We start from the raw sequence: 22,679 nt of genomic DNA on the forward strand, positions 1-22,679 counted from the left end.
CCTCCTTTTCTCATTCAACATGAGCGCACAGGTACCTTCCAATCCGGAACATACGCCAGCAGCCACCCTGCTAACAAAGGACATCGCCAATAAACTGGTGGAACTGCCCCTGAAATGCCTGGACCTGGAATTCCCTTATAAAACAGGGATCGTATTCACCGACAGCTCACTGCTCACAGCGCCCAAAAATTATCACCCCGCTTTCTATGGCTGCTTCGACTGGCATAGCAGCGTGCACGGACACTGGATGCTGGTGCGCCTGCTCAAGTCTTACCCCGACCTGGCCAAAGCCTCCGTCATCAGAAGTAAACTGGCAGCGCATCTATCTTCAGAAAATATAAAAATTGAACAACAACTGTTCAGCAGCGCAGAAAATAAAAGCTTTGAACGCATCTATGGCTGGAGCTGGCTCCTGCAACTGCAAAACGAACTGCTCACATGGAACGACCCATTGGGAAAAACCATGAGCCAGAACCTGCAGCCACTGGCCTCCCAGTTCTCCATCGCCTATATCCAGTTCCTCGATAAAATCATGTACCCGATCCGCGTAGGAGAACATACCAACCTCGCCTTCGGATTATGCCTCGCCTGGGATTATGCCGTTACTGCAAAAGACGAACCCCTGCAAAAAGCCATACACAACGCCGCCATGCGCTTCTACGCCGCCGATAAAAATGCCCCCATACAATGGGAACCCGGTGGCTACGACTTCCTCTCCCCCTCCCTCGAAGAGGCCGACCTGATGCGCAGGGTAATGCCGCAGGCAGACTACCGCAAATGGCTATACGCATTTTTACCCGGCCTTTTTGAGAACAAGATAAGTATCCTGCAGGTGGCACAGGTAAAAGATAGAACAGACGGGAAACTCGTTCACCTCGATGGATTAAACCTGAGCCGCACCTGGTGCCTGGAGGCCATCGCGGAACACGGGGGCAAAAACCAGCAGGCCATTCAGCAACTGGCCCACGCACACATGGAAGCAGGACTGAAACAGGTTTTCAGCGGCAGCTATGCCGGCGAACACTGGCTCGCATCTTTTGCAGTTTATATGTTAACTATCGGAAAACAACCGTAAATTCATCAACAAAAATTTTTATTCCCCTATACCCGGCCGCCCATAAAGGGGTATCAATCAACATCACTATACTATGCACGTCATAAATTCCCGTGCCTGGAAGTTAGTATTATCCCTGCTGCTGATACTAACCCCCGCCATTGCACCCGCCCAAAAAGTAAATACCAGCCCCGCTCCGGCATGGCTCGTCCCCTTTACGCCCGATCTCTCCAAAAAACCCAACGCCAAAAATATCAGCGATGGCTATTACCTTCTGCTCCTGGAAGAACAACGGCATACAGAACTGAAAAGCAATTACCAACACTTCATCCGGCAAATTATCTCAGAAGCAGGCATCCAGAATGGCTCGGAAATTTCAGTGGAATACGATCCCCAATATGAAAAACTTACATTCCATAAAATAGTGATCCACCGCGATGGAAAAGAAATTAACCGCCTGCCTGGCGCAGCATTCAAACTGCTTCAGAAAGAAAAAGACCTCTCGCGGTTCATCTACAGTGGTACCTACACCGCATACCTGATCCTCGAAGATGTACGGAAAGGTGACCAGATAGAATACGCCTATTCCATTAACGGCGATAACCCCATCTTCAACGGGAAACTGGATAGCCGCATCTATTTCGTTGCCTACGAACCCATTGTCAATTACTATAAAAACCTGATCATTAGCCCTCAAAGGCAGATCCACTTTAAACGGTATAACAATGCAGTCGCACCCCTCCAAAAATCATGGAACGGCCTCACCGTATACGAATGGAATAAAGTAGACATCAGGGAAACGGATAACACCAACTTTGTTCCTTCCTGGTATAATCCTTTTACCTATGTACAGGTAAGCGAATATCCCTCCTGGAAAGAAGTAGCGCAATGGGGGATGAAGGTCAATCAAAAGCCTGCACCAGGTCCGTTGCTGACCGGCAAAATCGCCGCTTTTAAAAAATCGGCCAATGGCGACCCCGCTGCCTATCTCCTGCAGGCATTACGATTTGTTCAGGACGATATCAGGTATATGGGCATCGAAATGGGAGAATACTCCCATCGTCCCAATAATCCAGACAGGGTACTGGCACAACGCTTCGGGGATTGTAAAGACAAAGCCCTGCTGCTTTGTACCATGCTGCGCGCCAATAATATTGTAGCCGACATGGCCTATGTTAATACGGATCTGAGAGGAACCGTCAGCGAATCACTCCCTTCCCCCAACGCCTTCAACCATGTTATTGTACATGCAGTACTAAACAATAAAACATACTGGCTGGATGGCACCATGTCCTACCAACGCGGAGGCCTCGTTGATTTATGCGAACCAGACTACGGGAAGGCACTCGTGGTAACCGATACCACCACGCAACTCACGTCGATCGTACCCGCAACCCGTGGCAAAATTGCCGTCCGCGAAGTTTTTACACTGCCGGACGATGAAAATAAAGATGGTAAACTGGAAGTAGTAACTACCTACCAACGTGATGATGCAGACGCACAACGCGCTGAACTGGCTGGCACCAGCATGAAGGACAAAGAAAAATCCTATCTCTCTTTTTATAAGAAGTTATATGGAGAAGTGGAGATCAGGGACTCCATCACCACCCGCGACAGCTTAGCCGGTAATACGATATATGTGAATGAAAGCTACCTGGTACACAACATCTGGCAAAGAGACAGCAGCACCAACAAGCTGAAATTCACGGCCAACGCGCAATCCTTTTATGACGTGCTTTCCTATATCTCCGACGATAAACGTAAAGTACCGGTGAGCATCCGCTATCCATACGACTTCGATTATCAAATCATCCTGCACACGCCGGTGAAGTGGTCGCTGGATCAAACACCACTGCACCTGCAGAATGATTACTACTCCTTCGATTATACGGCCAGCATCAAAGGGCAACAGGTCCTGTTATCCTATCATTTCAAAACCTTCAGCGATCATATCCCCGTAAAGTTTATACCGCAATATGTAGAGGACCTGAAGAAGATGAATGAAATAACTTCTATGGATCTTACCTGGAACCCAGGCACTGCTGCCACGCGTCATCCGGAAGGGAAAGGAAACTGGCTGGCTATCGTACTGGCAGTTTTATCTGCCGCTGCATTTGCCGCCCTCGCATTTGTTTTTTATAAGCATTCTGTTACACCCGCCGGGGAAGCACCGGAATCGCAGCCAATCGGCGGCGGACTGGTACTGCTGGCCATCGGGTTATTGTTTGCGCCAATGGGAGAAATCACCGGGATCTGCAAAATGGATGTATTTGATTACTCCTACTGGATCAGTATTTCCGACCGGCAGGACCTGGGAAATATCACCCTGGTACAGCTTTTCCTCATCATGGAAATGATGATCAATGTATTTATGCTGGCATACAGTATCCTGCTGGCCGTGTTGTTTTTTCACCGTCGTGATACCTTTCCTTTTGCACTGGCAACTTTCTATTTCATTGCTACTATTTCTATTTATGCAGATAATTCCCTGAATCACTATTTCTTCAAAACAGAAAAACCGCAGGATATTTTCAGCGTTAATTCCATCCTCTGGCCATTAGTGCGCATGGCAGTATGGGTGCCTTACCTGCTCATTTCACAAAGGGCTAAAAACACTTTTACTGTACCATACCGGCCACCACAGGGCTAAATATTATTTACATACTTCCTCACCGTGAGAAGGTTTACAATATACACGAGTCCTAATACCAGCGCGATACCTGCAAATACAGGCACTCCCGGCCAGGTGCTCACCTGCATGTCATGCTGCGCCAGTTCACCTGCCGCCCAGTATTGCAGCCCCGTTACCAGCAGCAACGACAAAATTCCGATTACAATATACAGGGGTACAAACTGCCGCAGCAGGTACCGCTGCAATTGTTTAGGGGCAGTACCCAGTATCACCAGCAATTGAATTTCCCGCTTGCAGGATGCAATCACCAGTTGTATAAACATGCTGAAAACCAGCAAGGCAAAAAACAATAAGATCAGTCCAAAAAATCCAACCACAGATACGATCGTTTGTACAATCAGCCTTGTTTTGCTGAACTTCAGTTTATCCTGGTTGGTAGTATAGCCATTGTCCTGTAAAAACTTAACCAGCTCCGGGTTAGATGGGTCCGGCGTTTTAATGATCACACGGGAAGTGCCCGCGGTGGTGGTCATTCCATACTTTTCATTGGCCCAGGACATAAAAGATGCCGGTACAAGAAAGGAAGAGATCCGGTCGGAGAAGCCAACAATATGCCCCATGTACTGATCGGATACCTGGTTGTTGGAAATATTTACCTGCAACGGCAATGCTTTTACGGTTTCCTGAGAAATCTGCGGCAGGTCCTGGCTCAGGGAAAAACCAAAGTTGTAAAGGTTCAGGAAGTCATTAGGCAAAATAATAGGAATAGTACGGTCGCCCTCACTCCATTTCCAGTCCTGCCCTTTCACATCCAGGAAGCTATCCGGTACTGCTTCAAAAAACATATCAGTAGCAAAGTGCAGGTCGCCCGGCGCCTGAACCACTACCTTATACTGGCTGGAGGTTACTAACCCAAACGACTGCACGAATGGCTGCTTTCTTATATTGGCAATTTCTTCGGGGGTAAAAATACTTTTAGACGACTGCCCCATCATGGCGTTGGTGATGGTTTTATTGATCACGAGGAAGTCGGCGGTTTCATTCTGGTTTTTGCTGCTGTACAGCAGCTGGCTGAAGTTGGAATGCGCCTGGATGGCGATGAGGATCAGCAGCATCGCAATGCCCAAACCAACTGCCGCCATCAGGAACCGGGTTTTTCCCACACCGGTTTGAATAATTTTCTTCAGTAATTCAAAAAATGGACGCATGAAATAACATTAAAGATGATAATGCACATCATAAGGGAAGTGCTGGTCATTATCCAGGTCTGTTAAAATGAACCCGGCATTGCGGGCTTTACATTCATCGGCAATCAGTGCGGCGGCGCGCTGTGTATTGTCTTCATCCAGATGGCTGAAGGGTTCATCCATCAGGAGCCATTGGAAAGGCTGTACCAGCGCCCTGATAATGGCAATACGTTGCCTTTCGCCATACGAAAGGGTTTTGCCGCTTTGCTCCAGCACGTGCGACACATTGAGCCGGGCGGCCATTTCATCAATCTTTTCCGCGGGATAATAAGGCTTTGGCTCCATTACCCGCTTCAACGAAATGTTTTCCCTGGCACTGAGCTGCTCAAAAAGGCGAAGATCCTGGAATACAATACTGATATCCTTTTGCCGCATCACGGCTATTTCGTTCTTATTATATGCCTGCCATGGCCGACCATTCACCTGCACTTTTCCCGTATAGTCGTACCGGATATGATAGAGGTAATGGATCAGGGTAGTTTTGCCGGTGCCGGAAGGCGCCTTGATTTTCACAAAACTGCCTGGCTGGAAAGTGACGTCCTGGTTCCAGATGTCCGACGACCGTTGCCGGAGCTTATCCTGCAATGGTATGGGCATGAGCTGATTGAGCTGAATCTGCATAGTGGCATTTACTGTTAACAGTAGCGAATATAAATGATATATTTTACGCAAAAGAAAAGGGCGCAACGGATATCCGGCGCCCTTTTCCTGGTCGGGTTATAAATTACTGTGCAACGGCAGTATCTACCGGCGCAGCAAATACGCTGTCTTCATACGCTTTATCCTTGGCTTTCCTGGCCTGCATCACTTTTGCAGCTTCAGTGCCCAGGTTGATCAGCTGTACCAGGCTGTTCTGATCTTTATTTTTAAAGGTCAGCACCGCTTCTCCATGCTGTACGTCGCCGCCATCAGCTTTGCTTACAAAGGTTACGTCTTTCAACAGTTCCTTTGCTTTCTTGGCTACTGGTTTCTCGTCTTCTTCCATTTTATCTTCAGGAATTACGCTGGCTATTTTTTCAATGTCTACATAACCACCCAGCATGCTGCCTTTTACTTTTCCTTCGATACCATCAGGTAATTTGATGTGGCCTTTGCCACCCAGGTATTCTTGCAGCAGCAAGCTGTCGGAGCCCAGTGTCACAAATTTCTCGTTGATGGACATCGCCGGCATGGTAGCCGCTGCCATTGGATTTACCACTACATAATGATCTCCTTCCTTGGTAAATACTTCTTTCAGCATCGGGGAAGTCATAATTTTATTGAAGGCATCCTTGTTACCAACTTTCAGGCTGAAGATCCATTTAGCGTCTGGTTTCTCAGTGAACTCGCCGGGGAAATAAGGAGATTCCTTTTTGGTGATAGCGAAGTCAGAAGCCACGTAGGTCAACTGGCCTTCAAATGCGTTCAGCACATCGTCCATAGACAAGCCGGATTTACCCATCATCAGGTTCACCATACCATCCATACCCGTTGCTTTCACGATATCTCCGATCATGCGGAAATCAAAGGCATAAGAAATGAAACCGGTGATATTCTGGGAAGGATACTTTCTTCAGCATATCCATATCGATCTCTTTCTTACCATATTTTTTATAGATCGCCGCCATTTCTTTACCCATGTAAGAGTGACCGTTGAAAACGATTTTACCGTTTTCAAAGTTAACCGTACCGGTATAGAAAGAACCTTCCATCAGTTTCTTTACGTTGGCAGGGATCATGGTAAACTGACCGCTGTTGTAAATGGCTTCCGGGTTTACAAAGATACCGGCGTCGGCATCTTCTTTCAGTAACTTAGCGAAAGGCTCAATGGAACCGGCTGTTTCATCTTTTTTCAGGTGAAAGAGATGATCCACTTCTGTTACCCAGGTTTTTATCTGCGCATCGTCTTCTGTTGTCACCAGGGCAGCAGGAACGGCTACTGCGGTGTCTATTATTGCTGTTGCGGAGTCTATTATGGGATCTCCATAATCGGGAGATGAAGAACCGCCCGGGTTATACTTTTCCAGGTTGCTTGGATCTACTGCACTGATATAGATAACGGCAGATTTGTTCCATCCGATTACGGCATGCTGCTTTTCTTCCCAGATATATTTAAAGTCATTTTGTGTTTTCAGGGAGAAGTTTGCGATGTTCTTTTTGAGATAGGCTTCAAATTTGTCGGCATCTTTCAGGCTGGCGGTAAGGCTGATGTAAGATTTATGCTCTGCCGGCTGGCCCTGGAACACAAAAGAGGCAAAGAAGTGGCTTTGCATGTCGATACCGGAGTTTTCGGCATCTTTCCAGGCCTTCATCACTTCATTGGAGGTGTCTTTACTTTGGGTGGCTTCAAACAGTTTATCCATGGTAATACCATTCGTCACTAGCTTGGTGGTCAATTGTTTGGCATTCAGGTCCACTACCACACCAGCTGTTTTCGGGATGTACCGGCTCTCGTCAGGGGCTTTAGAGCAGGAAGACAGCATAACCGCTGTCGTCGCAGCGGCTAACAAAACTTTGGAAATTGATTTTTTCATAAAAGCGTTAAAAATTAAGAAAATTATTCGGAGCAACACTATATCGAACATGACATTCCCACTATCGTGGTATTTCATTCGTGCAAAAGTACGTATATTTTTGTAGCGCATATGTCTCATTTTTCCCTGGCACATACAATATTTCCATACTGATTAAGTTTATACCTTTGCTACTAACTATGAAACTATTACTAAATACCATAGAAAAACCATTATGTTCCTGATTATGCTACAATACATACGGCCCGTTGCGGCTGTAGAACACTACATGGAGGCGCATACCGCCTTCCTGCAAAAACACTTCGACAGTGGCCGGTTCATCTTATCAGGCAGGCGAAAGCCGAAGTCGGGGTCTGTTATCTTGTGTAATGCGGCTACCCGCAGGGAGGTAGAAGAGATTATGAGCGAAGATCCGCTGGAAAGGTTCCAGCTGGCCCTTTACGAGATCATAGAGTTTGAACCAACCAAGTATGCCAACACACTGGGAAAATAATATTTCCCCCTGTAATGCTGTGCCAATCGTTTTTGCTTCTTTACTTCCGGGATAATTACTTCATAAAGTAGATGACCTTCGTGAGCCATTTGCTACTGTCCTTTTCTTTGCCCGGACCAATCACATACATCTCTATAGTGGGTGGTACAATGGTCTTCCCTTTATCGGTAATAAAGTTTCTGATCGCCACATGCGCATTGGCTACCTTGCCGTGAGGTCCCACGTAATCGGCATACGCGGCCTGTGCTGCCGGCAGGGTAATAATTTCATAGCCCGGAGCCGGTTTACTTCCTTCCGGTACGGGGATCGCAGCGGCCATATCAGTTTGCCCCTGCTTCCGGTCCCAGCTGAAAAAAATGCCGCAGGGCACGCCTGGCTGCAACCGGGCAGCGGAAGCTGCATTAAAAATGGTCCGGAGGTTGGAATGGTAATAGTCGCTGATTTTGCTGATAGGGATGGTTTTTCGTACAGCCGCATACGTTGTTGCCGGGAAATTCATCTCTCTTACCGTCACATCAATGCCATTGGGTGCATTTGGGCCTTTTACCTCTGCTTCCGCCATACTCTTCAGGTTATTGAGCCCCTGCTCAAAGTCCTTTTCCAGCGCGCCTTTCATAAAAAGGGTCATTACATTCTGAGGCCGGTCGTAATGGGTATCAAATCCCCACACAACCTTTGTTTTCCCTGCCGCTTCCGATAACCGGAAAAACACATCTGACTCAGATGCAAACGGCGTGATAAAGGTAAGCTTCTGGGTAACCGACTTATAAGGGTCCATGGACAGGTGTTGCAGCTTTCCCTCCCCGATCTTGCTGCCTTTCCACGAGTCTACAGTGCCAATGGAGCCATCTTCACCAGTGATAGTATACCTGGCGTCGGGGTCCATCTGTTTCCAGGTGCTCCACTCATTAAACTTCTCGAATTTCACAATATCATTCCATACAATTGTCGCGGGAGCATTGATTTCCACTGAACGCTCCACATGCATGGTAGTGGGCGCAAAAAAGATCAGCGCAATTGCAATGAACAGGATGATTCCTATGATCCAGGCGAGCGTTTTAAGTACTTTCATGTCTGTCGGGGGTTGATGATAATAAAAATACATCTTTTTATTGTTCAACCGACAGATGATACTGACAATCAGGGCAGAAGAATGTTTGACTACTCCAGTTCTTTGTCACCGTTTTTTTTATCTTGCTGGTACTGTTCATCCGCTTCCTGCGCTTTTTCAAAGTCCAGGATCACGGAATTAATACAGTAACGGAGCCCGGTTGGCGGTGGTCCGTCGTCGAATACATGCCCCAGGTGGGATTTACAGCGGCCACATAATACCTCCGTCCTATGCATCCCATGACTGTTGTCCGGAGAATAAATAACACTGGTTTTGGTAAGTGGCTGAAAAAAACTTGGCCAGCCACAGCTGCTGTCAAACTTGGTATCTGAAACAAATAAAGGGTTACCACAAGCAGCACAGTAATAGGTTCCGTTCTCCCTGCTATTCCAGTATTTTCCTGTAAAGGCCCACTCTGTTCCTTTCTCCCTGGCAATATGATACACGTCTGTTGGCAGTACTTTTTTCCATTCTTCGTCTGTCAGATTTACTTTAGTGGCATCCGTATGGGAGTAAATCTCTCCCTTCTTTTTTCCATCTTCCATTGATTTCTTTTTTTCCCCATTTTTGGGGTAAGTATAGTTGGTATACCCTGATAGAGATAGTCAAAAATATCAGTTTCCATAGGTACATATGTAAAGTTTTGATTCGTTAACTTCTCATTAACACTATCATTGTGATTACTGGGTCGTTGGCCGGTTCCTTTTTTATCTCTACATAAATTACGTATGAACAAGCATAATGGATTGTTATTTCCTGCAAATCAAGGGGCTATTTAACAAAACAGTTAATTTTTTGTTTAAAACTGTCTGATAATCACCGATGAGCAACTGCATATAAATTGTTAACTTTACAGCAAAAGGCTAGTAAGTGGCGGATATCATCAATTTATTACCAGACAATATAGCGAACCAGATAGCTGCAGGGGAAGTGATACAAAGACCAGCATCAGCGGTAAAAGAATTACTGGAAAATGCAGTGGATGCAGGTGCTACCGATATTCAACTGATCATTAAAGATGCAGGCAAGGAGTTAGTGCAGGTAATTGATAACGGCGGCGGTATGAGCGAAACAGATGCCCGGATGTGCTTTGAACGACATGCCACCTCTAAAATACAATCCATAGAAGATCTCTTCCAGATCACCACCATGGGATTCAGAGGAGAAGCGCTGGCCTCCATTGCCGCAGTTTCCCAGGTAGAACTTAAAACCCGCAAAAGAGGCGCAGAAGTAGGCACCTACGTGGAAATTGACAACAGCTTTGTTAATAAACAGGAACCCTGTCAAACCGCTGAAGGTACCAGCATTGCCATGAAAAACCTGTTCTTCAATGTGCCCGCACGCAGAAACTTCCTGAAAAGTAATGCCGCGGAAATGAGACACATCGTAGACGAGTTCATCCGTGTGGCCATGTCGTTCCCGCAACTGCAGTTCTCCCTGACAAGCAATAACCAACAGCTGTTCCACCTGGACAAAGGATCGCTCAAACAGCGCATCGTGGCCATCCTGGGACAACATTATAATGCACGCCTCGTAAGCGTTAAGGAAACTACCGACTACATGAATGTGTACGGATTTGTAGGAAAACCTGAAACCGCTAAAAAAACCAGGGGCGACCAGTTCTTTTTTGTCAATAACCGCTTTATCAAGAGCTCCTACCTGAACCACGCCGTGATGAACGCATTTGCAGACATCATCCCGGCCGACAGCTTCCCGCTCTATGTATTGTTTATTGACGTAAACCCCGAACATGTCGACATCAACGTACATCCTACCAAACAGGAGATCAAGTTCGATGATGAAAAACTGATGTATGCCTTCGTGCAATCGGCGGTAAAACACTCCCTGGCCCAGTTCAGCATCACTGCCACACTGGATTTCGACCTGGACCCGAGCATTCAGGCCCTGGACGCGGTAAGTAAACCCTTCACCGCCCAGCAGCAGAATGAATCCATTCAGAGCCCCCTGTATAAATCATTTACACAGGCCAACCAGGCGCACATGATCGATAAAAGCAGCAACAGCAGCAACCTGAAGCACTGGAAAGATCTGTACGAAACAAACAGTAATAACGAAACTACTTATACCATCGCCCCGGAACCGGAAACACGGCCGGCTGTAACCTACGAAAGTCAGCCGCATGCCACCGCCTCCGTGATCGATGAACGCTGGCAGGATACCGCCACCGATCAAAAAGTACCGGTACAGGTGCACCAGCAATATATCCTGTCGCAGATAAAGTCAGGCTTTATATTAATAGACCAGCAGGCCGCCCATGAAAGAATCCTCTATGAACGCTACCAGCGTGCCTTACAGGAAGCTCCCATGGCCACCCAGCAAAGCCTTTTCCCACAAACCCTGCAACTGCCCCCGGCAGATGCGGCCCTGGTCAGCGAAATGCTGGGCGACCTCCAAACACTGGGCTACGACCTGGAACCATTTGGCAACAATACCTTTATCGTTCGCGGTACCCCCGCCGATATCCAGAATGGTAACGATCACGCCACCATCCAGAGCCTGCTGGAACAATTCAAAAACTTCAGCCACGAACTGAAAGTAAATAACCGCGAGCAACTGATCCGCTCAATGGCACGTAATAACGCCATACCAGCCGGCAAAATACTGGCTGCCCGCGAAATGCAGAATATCATCGATGAACTCTTCGCCTGCAGCATGCCCAATGTTGCTCCCGGCGGCAAGTTCACGTTTATATCATTTAAACTCACAGACCTCGCGCGTATGTTTGAACGCGGGAACTGATGTCAGGATACTAAAAATCCGGGGAGACAGAGCAGGCATTGCCTATCTTTACTCCCCGGGTCTTTAAACAACGGCTCTGCCCGCATAAACCCGCTCTCCTGATAGCTCCCAAACCCTTTACAGCAGACGATCTCCAGATCAAGTCCACCTCACCTCCAGCATTTCTCCGTGTTTAGTCCATGTTTAATGCAGCTCCTATCCATGTGCAACGTAGGTTTGCGCCTACCGCAAGGTTAGTGCTATACCATCATTCTGCCGTAAGGCATTCTTCTATCTGCCCGTATAACTTCAGGAACATCTTATACTTTTTACGATAAGCTTCAAACCGGGTGGCATCCGGCATAAATACCGTTTGCGCCTGTTCTGAGGGCCGCTCCGGCCATCCCAGCACGTTAGCAGCCAACAGGATAGCACCAAGCGCAGAGGCGTCGCTTCCCTGCTGCAGGTGCATTTCCTGGCCAAAGATATCCGCCAGCAGCTGTATCCACCCCGGCGCATTGGTAAAACCACCACTCACAGAGATCCTTTTCACCGGCCCGGCAGTTTCCTCCAGGGCTTCTTTAATGCTCAGCAACGCAAAACAAATCCCTTCCAACACGGCGCGGGTGAAGTGCGCCGGCGTATGCTGGGGCTGAATACCGATGAAGGCCGCGGTAGCATGACTGTTCCACACCGGCGCCCTTTCCCCCAGCAGGTAAGGTAAACAAAGGAGTTTCCCGGGGTCAGTTACCAATGCCTCTGCCACCAGGTCGTTCAGCGCATCCAGTGGCTGCCGCAGGAAATCCTTCACCAGCCATTGCAGCACCACACCCCCATTATTGGAGGCGCCACCGGTAATATAAATATCATCTGTCAGGAGATAGGTGAATAGCCGGCCACGGGCATCAGTGAGTGGTTGGGCGCCTGCCATCCTCACCGCTCCGCTGGTGCCAATGGTAAGCGTGGCATGTCCTGCATCCAGCGCACCGCTGCCCAGTTGGGCCAGGCAGCCATCGCTGCCACCAATCACAAAAGGCGTACTGGCCGGGATATCCAGCATGGCTGCCATATCCGGCAACAGCCCGCTCACCACATGATTAGCCGGTACCGGCTGTGGCAGCTGCGCAGCTCTAATACCCGCGACGCCCAAAGCCGTTTCGTTCCATTGAAGTGTGTGAATATCAAACAGGCCCGTCGCCGACGCAATGGAGTGATCCGTTAACCAGCGTCCAAAAAAATGATGAAAGATGTATTCCTTAATACCCGGGAACATAGCCGTAGCGGCAAATAAGGCAGGCTGCTGCTCCCGCAGCCACATGATTTTGCACAGGGGCGACATGGCGTGTACCGGCGTGCCGGTTTGCCGGTAAATCAGCCTCCCTTCCGGCGTATCGCGTAATGCCAATGCGTTAGGCTCACTCCGGTTATCGGCCCAGATGATCAATGGCGTGAGCGCCACCCCCTCCCGGCTCACCGCCATTATGCTGTGCATGGCGCTGCTGAAGGAAATGGCCGCCGGCGCGCCTCCTACCTGGGCTACTGCTTCCCGGATGCCGGCTATTACCGCTTCCAGGATCACCCCAGGTTTTTGCTCGCTGTATCCCGGCTGCGGGTGACTGGTACCATATGCCTGCTGAAACACCGCCAGAATTTTTCCATCCATTCCTTGCACAATCGATTTTGTACTGCTGGTGCCTATATCTACACCAATAATATATGCTGTATGATCACTCATAAAAAAAACCGTTCTTTTTCCGCATTTAATTTATAGATTTAAAACCGGTGTTCTTCTAAAAAGTCTAAAATATCCACGCAAATGGCTTTCGAAATCAAAAAACAGGGGAAGGTTTATGACGTTTGTATTGTTGGTTCCGGCGCCGGAGGAGGCATGGCCGCAAAAATCCTGTCGGATGCCGGCCTGAAAGTAGCCCTTCTGGAAGCGGGCCCTAAATACGATCCGGCCGACCCGGAGCAGGCAACACAGCTGAAATGGTCATATGAATCGCCCAGAAGAGGAGCCAGTACCACCCGTCCTTTCGGCGACTTCGACGCATCCTATGGCGGATGGGAACTCAACGGTGAACCTTACACGAAAAAAAACGGAACTGAATTCGACTGGTTCCGCTCCCGCATGCTGGGAGGCAGAACCAATCACTGGGGCCGCATCTCACTGCGGTTTGGGCCCCGCGACTTCAAACACAAAAGTTATGATGGCCTCGGCGACGACTGGCCCATTACCTACGATGAGGTGGCGCCCTTTTACGACCGGGTAGATAAGATGATCGGCGTGTTTGGCAGCAAAGAAAACCTGCCCAACGAACCGGATGGCTTCTTTCTGCCTCCACCTAAACCCCGGCTCCATGAGCTGATGGTGAAAAAAGCAGGCGATCGTTTAGGCATCCCCGTTATTCCGGCGCGCTTATCGATATTAACCCGCTCCGTAAATAAAGACCGCAGCCCGTGCTTCTTTTGCAGCCAGTGTAACCGCGGCTGTACCGTGTATGGCGACTTCTCTGCCTCTTCAGTGCTGGTAAAGCCAGCCATGAAAAGCGGACATGTGGACCTGTATACCAACGCAATGGTGCGGGAAGTATTAACAGACGGCAATGGCAAAGCCACCGGCGTAGCCTACGTAGATAAAACAGACCTGCAGGAATATTCCGTAAACGCACGGGTAGTTGTACTGGCCGCCAGCGCCTGCGAATCGGCCCGCTTGCTGCTGAACTCAAAATCAGCCAAACATCCTAACGGACTGGCCAACTCCAGCGGTGTAGTAGGTAAATACCTCCACGACTCAACCGGTTCTTCACGCGGAGGCTTCCTGCCCCAGCTGATGGACCGCAAACGATATAATGAAGACGGCGTAGGCGGCATGCATATGTATGTTCCCTGGTGGGGCGATAACAAGAAACTGGACTTCGCCCGCGGCTATCACATCGAATTTGGTGGCGGCATGCACATGCCGGGATATGGCTTCGGCTTCGGCATGGAAAATATGAACGGCCGGGCGCCCGGTCGTGATGGCCAAACCAAAGCAGCCGGTGGCTACGGCGCTTCACTGAAAGATGATTACCGCCGCTTTTATGGCTCCCAGATCGGCTTTGCCGGCAGGGGCGAATGTATTGCGCGGGAAGATAACTATTGCGAAATAGATCCGAACGTGGTGGATAAATTCGGGATTCCTGTACTGCGTTTCAACTACACCTGGAGCGATCATGAAATCAAACAGGCCAAACACATGCAGGATACGTTTGAACAAATCATTCATGAAATGGGCGGCATCGCCTTTGGCACCAAGCCCGGACCCGAAACCAAATACGGACTGGAAAATCCGGGCCGCATTATTCATGAAGTAGGCACCACCCGCATGGGTGACGACCCAAACAAATCCGTGCTGAATAAATTTAACCAGGCACACGAAGTAAAGAATCTCTTCGTTGTAGATGGTGGCGCGTTTGTGTCACAGGCAGATAAAAACCCTACCTGGACCATACTCGCGCTATCTATGCGGGCATCTGAATATATCGTGGATCAATTGAAAAAACAGAATCTCTAATCTTTTAAGTTTTTTTCATGGATAGAAGAGAATCACTCAAAGCGCTTGCACTGGGAACGTTATCAGTTGGTACCATTTTATCTGCCACCAGTTGTGAAGATAAAAAAACAACGGCTGATAAAAATGATCATCCCAATGTGAAAACCGCCGGCTATGGCCGTACTCCGGAAGAAGTACTGCGGGATAAATCGTTAACAGAACAAAAGTTCTTTACCGACGCCGAAATGAAAACCATCACCATCCTGGCGGATATCATTATCCCGGCAGATGAACATTCCGGCAGCGCCTCCGATGCAAAAGTGCCGGAGTTTATAGAGTTCATTGTAAAAGATATACCGGAGCATCAATTGCCTATGCGCGGCGGACTACGCTGGCTGGATATGCAATGTGCCAAACGGTATAATAAGTCATTTGCAGAAAGCAGTGCAGAACAACGTATCGCCGTAGTGGACCTGATTGCCTGGCCGGGGAAAGCGTCCCCGGAAAACAGCCAGGGCGTCGCCTTTTTCAACCGCATGCGTAATCTCACTGCCACAGGCTTTTTCACCAGTAAAATGGGCATCAAGGATCTGAACTACATCGGTAATACACCCAACGAATGGGATGGCGTACCTGACGATGTATTAAAGCAGTACGGTTATGCCTATGATGAAAAAACACTGGCTACCTGTCTGAAAATCGAAGACAGGGGCAAGCTGATGACCTGGGAATAACGATCAAACTTGCTATTTCATAATTTAAATCCAGAAAACTTCACATCAATGATTCCAGAAAAAAAGAATGAGGGAGAAAACGGTGTTTCCCGCAGATCATTCCTGAGAAACGGTGCGCTCGCCGCCGCCGGTTTCATGATAGTTCCACGTCATGTATTAGGCCGTGGCTTTGTAGCGCCAAGCGATCGCCTGCGGGTAGCAGGTATCGGCGTAGGCGGTAAAGGCTTCAGCGATATATCTGAATTTGCTAAAGGTCCGGCTGATATTACTTTCCTGTGTGATGTAGATAAACGTCGCGCAGCCGAAGCCGTGAAGAAATTCCCTAAGGCAAAGTTCTATACCGACTTCCGGGAAATGTTTGACAAGGAACACAAAAACTTCGATGCTGTGTCTGTGTCCACACCGGATCATACACACGCCGTAGCAACAATGGCCGCTATGCAGCTGAAGAAGGATGTATATGTGCAGAAACCATTAACCCACGACATCTACGAAGCACGTATGCTTACGCAGGGCGCCAACAAATACAAGGTAGTAAGCCAGATGGGTAACCAGGGCTCTTCCGGCGATGGCGTTCGTCAACTGATGGAATGGTACAATGCCGGACTTGTTGGTGATGTACACACCATCTACTGCTGGACCGACCGTCCGGTATGGCCACAGGGCGTTCCCTGGCCAACCACCCGCGAGGAAGTTCCTGCAGAACTGAACTGGGACCTGTGGTTAGGTACCGCGCCCAAAAAAGATTACGTGGGTAACCTCGTGCCTTTCAACTGGCGCGGCTGGTGGGATTACGGTACCGGCGCTATCGGCGACATGGGCTGTCATATCATTGAACCTCCTTTCCGTGTATTGGGCCTGGGCTATCCCACTTCTGTTGAGTGCAGCGTTGGTAGCGTATACGTGGGAGAATTCACCCGCGGATATTTCCCTGAAAGCTGCCCTCCTTCTTCCCATGTAATTATGAAATTCCCTGGAAAGAATGGCAAGGAAGTAACCCTTCACTGGATGGACGGTGGTATTCAACCAGAGCGTCCGGAAGAACTGGGACCCAACGAAACAATGGGCGACGGTGGTAACGGCGCCTTGTTTATCGGTGATAAAGGCAAAATGATGTGCGGTACCTACGGTATGTATCCTAAGTTGCTGCCCACTTCCCGCACTACAGAAGCAAATGTGCCGCAAACTATTGCACGCGTACCGGAAGGCCACTACGTACAATGGGTAAACGCTGCTATTGCCGGTTACGGTAGCAAACAACAGAAAGCGCTGAGCTCTCCGTTCGATATTGCCGGTCCGCTTACAGAAACGATCCTGATGGCTAACCTGGCTATCCGTAGCTTCGATATCCGTAAGGCAAAAGCAAATGGTAAAGGCTTTGATTATCCGGGCCGTTATATCAAACTGCTCTGGGATGGTAACAATATGAAGATTACCAACTTCGACGAAGCCAACCAGTTTGTAAAACGCACTTACCGCGATGGCTGGTCACTGGGCGTATAAATGATATCCATATAAAAAGAAAATGCCGCGATAATCCGCGGCATTTTTCTTTTATGAAAAGCTGGTACATGAATCCCGCTATTGATAATCGTCTTGTTGTTTCAGGTTACTGTTCTTCCTGATTTCATTGGCAGGAATAGGCAGTAAGTAATTCTTCGCCTTATTAAATTTACGGGACTGGATACTGTATACATGGTATACAAAAGGATGTCCGGCAATCATTGACCCCAACACCTCAATGCCAAAAGCATTTTCATTAAAAGCCGTTTCGGCATCCCTCCACCTGCGGGCATCAAAGAAACGGTGTTCTTCATAAGCCAGTTCATACCGTCTTTCATATTTCAACACGGCCAATAAAGCGGCTCCGGATGCAGTAGTAGCAGGCATCCCGGCACGTTCGCGTACCTTATTCAATACAATACGGCCGTTCGCCTCATCGCCATATCCAATAGCTGCTTCTGCATAGTTCAGCAGAATTTCTGCATACCGGAAGAAGATCCAGGACTGGTCGCCTCGGAAGAACTGGGCATCCAGGTTTTTGTCCATAAACTTACGCAGGTAATAACCGGAGTAAGTACCATTCCAGTTTTCGATGGTACTGTTGCGGGTATCAAGTCCCCACACACTGTCCCTTCCATTGGCGGCTTCATATTTCCCGGTTTGTATCACTCCTACCGGGTCCGTTTTGGCGGCATCGGAAGGACGTGGTTTCCACTTAGCCCCATCGTATAAAATGGTGGCGTAAAAGCGGGGATCCCGGTTTTCATACGGCGCCTTTGCCTGGGCAGCATTGCTCCATGAAAAAGCAGTACCATCTTTCATCTGGTAGCCGGTCACAAAATTCTCAATAGGCACATTTCCGCCCCAGTTGTGATACCCGTTAGGACCATTGTACAGGTCGTGAGAAGTACCCAGTAATGCTTTATCATATTGCTTAACAAAGATCATCTCCGGGTTATCTTTATCGAGGAACACCCGGGTATAGTTCTCTACCGGGTTTGCGGTAGGCTGGTAAAGGCTGTAAGTGTTAAGGTCCATTACCGCTTTTGCTGCATCCATCGCCAGTTTGTAGCGGTCTTTTTGTAAGCCGGATTTATACCCCATTAAGTCATTGGGCACTTTCGCATCATTGAACAGGTTGCTGGCGGCGTAAAGCAGTATCCTGGATTTCAGGGCCATAGCAGCGCCCCTCGTCACTCTTCCTTTGCTTGCCACGGCATCATAGGTGGCCGGTAGTTGTTGTGTAGCCAGGTCACATTCCGCTGCAATGAACTTAATACATTCGTCGAAAGTGGCTCGCTTCACACTCAGGATCTCCTGTTCATCTCCCTTAATATTAAAAGTTTTGGTGATCAACGGAACACCGCCATAGTATCTCACCAGCATGTGATAATACCAGGCCCGCATAAAATGCACTTCGCCTGTCATGCGTGTCCGCACGGCTTCATCGGTCAAAGGCACGTCTGCAATTTTCTCCAGGAACATATTACAGTTACGGATAGCCTTGTAGTGCAAATCCCATCTGGCAAAATCGTTGATGGCGCCCACATCATCGGCGGAGGCGTTACCCTGCACCACCCTGGAGGTATTGTAGTCGTGGATAAACCGGCTTTCGTCTGTCATGGAGGAAAGCATTACTTCAAGGAAACCGGGACGCATCTGTACATACAGGTCGTTTACAAATGCCTGTACCAGGCCCACATCTTTCCACACGTCATTTTCTTCATACTCGGTTAAAGGCTTCTTTTCGAGGAAGTCTTTATTGCAACCGGCGGAAACCGCACATAGTAGAAACGCTCCCGCTATATATCTGATAATTGTTGTTTTCTTCATGGCACATTAATTAAAAGGTTACGTTTAATCCCACATTATAAATCTTGGTTTGTGGATAGAACTGTCCGCTTCCACTTGGCGCTTCGGGGTCAAAAATCTTCACTTTGTCGATGGTAACCAGGTTCTGGCCACTTACATATACCCGGAGGTTTTGCAGTCCAATCCGTTTGCAAAGGGTGGTAGGTATGTTGTAACCAAGATCCAGGGTTTTTAAACGGACATAGTTGGTATTCCAATACCAGAAAGTATTCTGACGGTTTACCCAGTACTCACGGTCACGGTCGTACGCTCTTGGCCATGATCCGTTGATATTGTCTTCTGTCCAGCGGTCTTTTACATATGCCATCGGGAAGTTCCCAATCAAACCGGATTCTGTACGCAGGTACTGGCTTGCGCCGGTAGCGCCCTGCCACAGCATGGTGAAGTCGAAGTTTTTGAACTTGGCGGTCATGGTCAACCCGAAGATCCACGTAGGATTTTCTGTACGGTCCATGCGAATACGGTCCAGGTCATCAATGGCGCCATCGCCGTTTTTGTCCAGGAAGATAACGTCGCCGGCTCTTGCGCCGCCAACGTGCGGGCTTTTATCCACTTCATCCTGTGTTTTATAAATACCAATGGCCTGGTAATACAGTGGTGCGCCTATCTGTTTGCCGGTAGCCTGCTGATATGCGGGCAGGTTCGGCGTTTCGTCGAAGAACAGTACTTTATTTTCTGCGTGGGTAACGGTTCCTATAATTTCATAATGGAATTTTTTGATGTCGTTCTTGTGGCTCAGCACCAGTTCAAACCCTTTGTTTTCCACCTTGGCAATATTTTCCTGCGGCAGGGTCATACCGGTATAGCCGGGCATCGACTGGCTGCGGCTGGCGAGGATATTGGATCTTTTAGTCAGGAAGTAATCTCCTTCAAAGGCCAGTTTATCTCCCAGTATTTTTGCTTCGATACCGAAATCATAGTTGTTGGCTACTTCCCAGGTAATAGACTCGTTGGGCGACCGCAGCTGGTAAAGGCCTTTATTCAGGTCTCCGCCCAGCATTACACCACCGGCACTGAATCCATAGGTACTCAGGTACTGGAACGGATCGATCTGGTCATTACCCATTTGTCCCCAGGACGCGCGCACTTTAAAGTAGTCCAGTGTGCGGATGCTTTTTTTCCAGAAGGCTTCATTAGACAATACCCAACCTGCTGAAGCGCCGGGGAACAGCCCCATACGGCGGCCTTCCGGGAAATTCTGGGAGCCATCGTAACGCATGTTGTAATCAAACAGGTAGGTTTCCTTGTAGTTATAGGATATACGCCCGAAGTAATTGCGGCGAGCATATTCAAAGCCGCTGCCGGCATTATTCTTTTCTTTGTCGCCACCCAAATTCAACTGGTCCAGCTTATCACTGATAAAGTACCTGCGGTTTGCAGAGAAGCCATCATTTTTCAGTGTGGCCTGTTCAAAGGCGATGAAGCTGCTGAGATTATGCTTCCCGAAAGAACGTACATAATTCACTTTGAAGTTGACAGTGGTTTGGCGCAGCGTACTAAACTGTTCCGTTAGTTCAGGCGCGCTTACACCCCTGGAACCCGCATTTAGCTTATGCGTAGGATCATTGGCATCTGCCAGCGTGTATAATGTCCAGGGTTTAATGTACGATTTGTAGAAGTCGAAGTTCTGATCGTAGGCAAAGCTACCATCTACAAACAATCCTTCTACTCCCGGAATATTTACAACGGCCGACATGTTGGTATTGATCACATAGTTCTTATCGTTGGTGTAACCGATTGCATTTGTTCCTGTAACAACGGGGTTATCTCCGTATTCAATATCAGGTCCGGGCAGTCCGTTGGGCCAGATAGCGTTTTCTGTTGGACGGCCGCGCATCAGGGATCTGAAAATAGAACCGGCGCTGCGTGGAGGAAAGTTCCTGTTTTCCAGGCGTCCTGCCAGGTCGAAACGCAGGCGGATGTAATCACTCACTACTGCATCGAGGTTAGCCCTTACGTTCTGTTGTTTGTAATTGGTGGCACTGCTTTTATAAATACCGTCCTGAAATAAGGATCCGAGGGAAACGTAGTAAGACATTTTTTCTGTACCGCCGCTGAGCGACAGATCATGCCTGTTTTGCAAAGAGTATTTTTTAATCGCTGCATCGTACCAGTTGGTATTGGGATAGAGCCACGGGTCGGAGCCGTCTCCAAATTTCTTGATCTGTTCATCTGTATACTTAGGAGCGTCTCCTCCATACTTTAAAATTTCGTTCACTACTTTGGCGTACGTAGGCGCATCCGCCATTTCCGGCAGCCTGGTAGGCGTTACAAACGACTGGTTGAAGCCGTAGCTCAGGGTCGGTTTACCTCCTTTACCGCGTTTGGTGGTAACGAGGATAACGCCATTGGCCGCGCGGGAACCATAAATGGCCGCGGCAGCATCTTTCAGAATGGACACACTTTCGATGTCGTTGGGGTTCATGCGCTCAAAACCATCGCGCGGGAAACCATCAATTACAACGAGCGGATTACTGTTACCTAAAGTACTGCGGCCACGGATAAAAATACGGGAGCCGTCGTAACCGGGCTCTCCACTGTTGTTAACGGCAATAATGCCGGGAATACGGCCAACAAGCGAGTTAGAGATATTAACGTTAGGTGACTGCTGTAACTCGGCGCCTTTTACAGAGGATACTGCGCCGGTTTTTGTAACTTTTTTCTGTGTACCATAACCTACTACTACGTACTCGTCCAGGGTTTTCTGGTTCTCTTTCAATACAACATTCTGGGTTGTCTTTCCGTCTACTTTCAGCTCCTGTGCATCAAAGCCAATGTACTGGAATACGAGTACCGCATCTTTTTTAACATCGGTTAATACATAGTTGCCTTTTTCATCGGAGGTGGCGCCTTTCTTGGTGTCTTTCACCAACACCGTAACCCCGGGCAGCGGGTTACCGTTGATGTCTTTAACCTTTCCCTTAACTGTTAGATTTCCTTGTTGCCATACACTGGGTAATGGCGCGCGCGCAGTGATGGCGCTGCTGGTGGTCGCAAACAGGCATAGCAATAGCATAGCCTTTGCATAACGTGGGTTCATGCTACAAGTGATTTTGGAAGATGATGAAAATTTGTCTGTTAACTAGCTTTTCATAACGACGAAACGGGTATTCATGTCTATGTAAGATAAACATGAAAAGTTTAATTATTTTCTAAAAATAAATGTCTCAAATACAATTATTTTAAAATTTCTTCCTTAAAAAAACGAATAAATGTAATTTCTACTCGTATGAGTATTTGAGCGGC

The 22,679-nt window shown here is 48.3% G+C and carries 16 protein-coding genes; 7 read left to right on the forward strand and 9 right to left on the reverse strand.

The genetic code is table 11. The features are described 5' to 3' along the window. Positions 1–19 precede the first annotated feature (19 nt). Together QFZ51_RS02960 and QFZ51_RS02965 are read left to right on the forward strand one after the other, a co-directional pair. Entirely contained in the window at positions 20–1,075 is a 1,056-nt protein-coding gene (locus tag QFZ51_RS02960) for a DUF2891 domain-containing protein (protein WP_429042981.1), read from the forward strand. A 73-nt stretch (positions 1,076–1,148) separates the two neighbouring features. Further along, positions 1,149–3,704 carry a DUF3857 domain-containing protein gene (locus tag QFZ51_RS02965; RefSeq protein ID WP_429042984.1) on the forward strand — a complete coding sequence of 852 codons (2,556 nt, stop codon included), beginning with the start codon at positions 1,149–1,151 and terminating at the stop codon, positions 3,702–3,704. Here the strand turns inward: QFZ51_RS02965 and QFZ51_RS02970 are convergent. The 4 genes from QFZ51_RS02970 to QFZ51_RS02985 form a co-directional block, all read right to left on the reverse strand. Further along, on the reverse strand, positions 3,701–4,894 hold the full coding sequence (locus tag QFZ51_RS02970; RefSeq protein WP_429042987.1) for an FtsX-like permease family protein: 1,194 nt from the start codon (positions 4,892–4,894) through the stop codon (positions 3,701–3,703). The genes QFZ51_RS02965 and QFZ51_RS02970 overlap by 4 nt on opposite strands. 9 nt (positions 4,895–4,903) lie before the next feature. After that, positions 4,904–5,554 (reverse strand): ATP-binding cassette domain-containing protein, encoded by a 651-nt coding sequence (locus QFZ51_RS02975; protein ID WP_429042989.1) that lies wholly within the window; start codon positions 5,552–5,554, stop codon positions 4,904–4,906. Between the two features lie 103 nt (positions 5,555–5,657). Continuing rightward, entirely contained in the window at positions 5,658–6,428 is a 771-nt protein-coding gene (locus QFZ51_RS02980) for a hypothetical protein (RefSeq protein WP_429042991.1), read from the reverse strand. Positions 6,429–6,435: 7 nt separating this feature from the next. Then, positions 6,436–7,446: a DUF4836 family protein gene (locus QFZ51_RS02985; RefSeq protein ID WP_429042994.1), complete on the reverse strand. Its 1,011-nt coding sequence runs from the start codon at positions 7,444–7,446 to the stop codon at positions 6,436–6,438. 226 nt (positions 7,447–7,672) lie between these two features. Between QFZ51_RS02985 and QFZ51_RS02990 the strand changes: the two genes are divergently transcribed. Then, positions 7,673–7,939 (forward strand): YciI family protein, encoded by a 267-nt coding sequence (locus tag QFZ51_RS02990; protein ID WP_370908804.1) that lies wholly within the window; start codon positions 7,673–7,675, stop codon positions 7,937–7,939. Positions 7,940–7,994: 55 nt separating this feature from the next. On the opposite strand, the gene QFZ51_RS02995 is transcribed toward QFZ51_RS02990, so the two are convergent. Then, on the reverse strand, positions 7,995–9,011 hold the full coding sequence (locus QFZ51_RS02995; RefSeq protein WP_429042997.1) for an SRPBCC family protein: 1,017 nt from the start codon (positions 9,009–9,011) through the stop codon (positions 7,995–7,997). An 89-nt stretch (positions 9,012–9,100) separates the two neighbouring features. Continuing rightward, the gene (gene msrB, locus QFZ51_RS03000) at positions 9,101–9,595 is read right to left on the reverse strand and encodes a peptide-methionine (R)-S-oxide reductase MsrB (protein ID WP_429042999.1); all 495 of its coding nucleotides are present in this window, start codon (positions 9,593–9,595) and stop codon (positions 9,101–9,103) included. A 325-nt stretch (positions 9,596–9,920) separates the two neighbouring features. Between msrB and mutL the strand changes: the two genes are divergently transcribed. Beyond that, positions 9,921–11,810 carry a DNA mismatch repair endonuclease MutL gene (mutL, locus tag QFZ51_RS03005; protein ID WP_429043001.1) on the forward strand — a complete coding sequence of 630 codons (1,890 nt, stop codon included), beginning with the start codon at positions 9,921–9,923 and terminating at the stop codon, positions 11,808–11,810. A 247-nt stretch (positions 11,811–12,057) separates the two neighbouring features. Here mutL and QFZ51_RS03010 read toward each other — a convergent pair whose 3' ends face one another. After that, on the reverse strand, positions 12,058–13,524 hold the full coding sequence (locus QFZ51_RS03010; RefSeq protein WP_429043004.1) for a gluconokinase: 1,467 nt from the start codon (positions 13,522–13,524) through the stop codon (positions 12,058–12,060). Between the two features lie 81 nt (positions 13,525–13,605). On the opposite strand from QFZ51_RS03010, the gene QFZ51_RS03015 reads away from it, so the two are divergent. From QFZ51_RS03015 to QFZ51_RS03025, 3 genes are read left to right on the forward strand one after another with little or no spacing between them, the layout of a single operon-like run. Beyond that, the gene (locus QFZ51_RS03015; protein ID WP_429043005.1) at positions 13,606–15,345 is read left to right on the forward strand and encodes a GMC family oxidoreductase; all 1,740 of its coding nucleotides are present in this window, start codon (positions 13,606–13,608) and stop codon (positions 15,343–15,345) included. A 17-nt stretch (positions 15,346–15,362) separates the two neighbouring features. Then, positions 15,363–16,058, forward strand: a complete 696-nt coding sequence (locus QFZ51_RS03020) for a gluconate 2-dehydrogenase subunit 3 family protein (RefSeq protein ID WP_370908810.1) — start codon at positions 15,363–15,365, stop codon at positions 16,056–16,058. A 48-nt stretch (positions 16,059–16,106) separates the two neighbouring features. Then, positions 16,107–17,561, forward strand: a complete 1,455-nt coding sequence (locus tag QFZ51_RS03025) for a Gfo/Idh/MocA family protein (protein ID WP_429043008.1) — start codon at positions 16,107–16,109, stop codon at positions 17,559–17,561. A gap of 78 nt (positions 17,562–17,639) precedes the next feature. On the opposite strand, the gene QFZ51_RS03030 is transcribed toward QFZ51_RS03025, so the two are convergent. Both QFZ51_RS03030 and QFZ51_RS03035 read right to left on the reverse strand, forming a co-directional pair. Beyond that, a complete protein-coding gene (locus QFZ51_RS03030; protein ID WP_429043010.1) occupies positions 17,640–19,394 on the reverse strand; it encodes a RagB/SusD family nutrient uptake outer membrane protein in 1,755 nt (584 codons plus the stop codon). A 10-nt stretch (positions 19,395–19,404) separates the two neighbouring features. Beyond that, complete coding sequence (locus QFZ51_RS03035) at positions 19,405–22,473, reverse strand: SusC/RagA family TonB-linked outer membrane protein (RefSeq protein ID WP_429043012.1); 3,069 nt, start codon at positions 22,471–22,473, stop codon at positions 19,405–19,407. Between the last annotated feature and the right edge of the window lie 206 nt (positions 22,474–22,679).

This window comes from Chitinophaga sp. W3I9 (assembly GCF_050434025.1).
In the GTDB taxonomy this organism is placed as follows: Bacteria; Bacteroidota; Bacteroidia; order Chitinophagales; family Chitinophagaceae; genus Chitinophaga.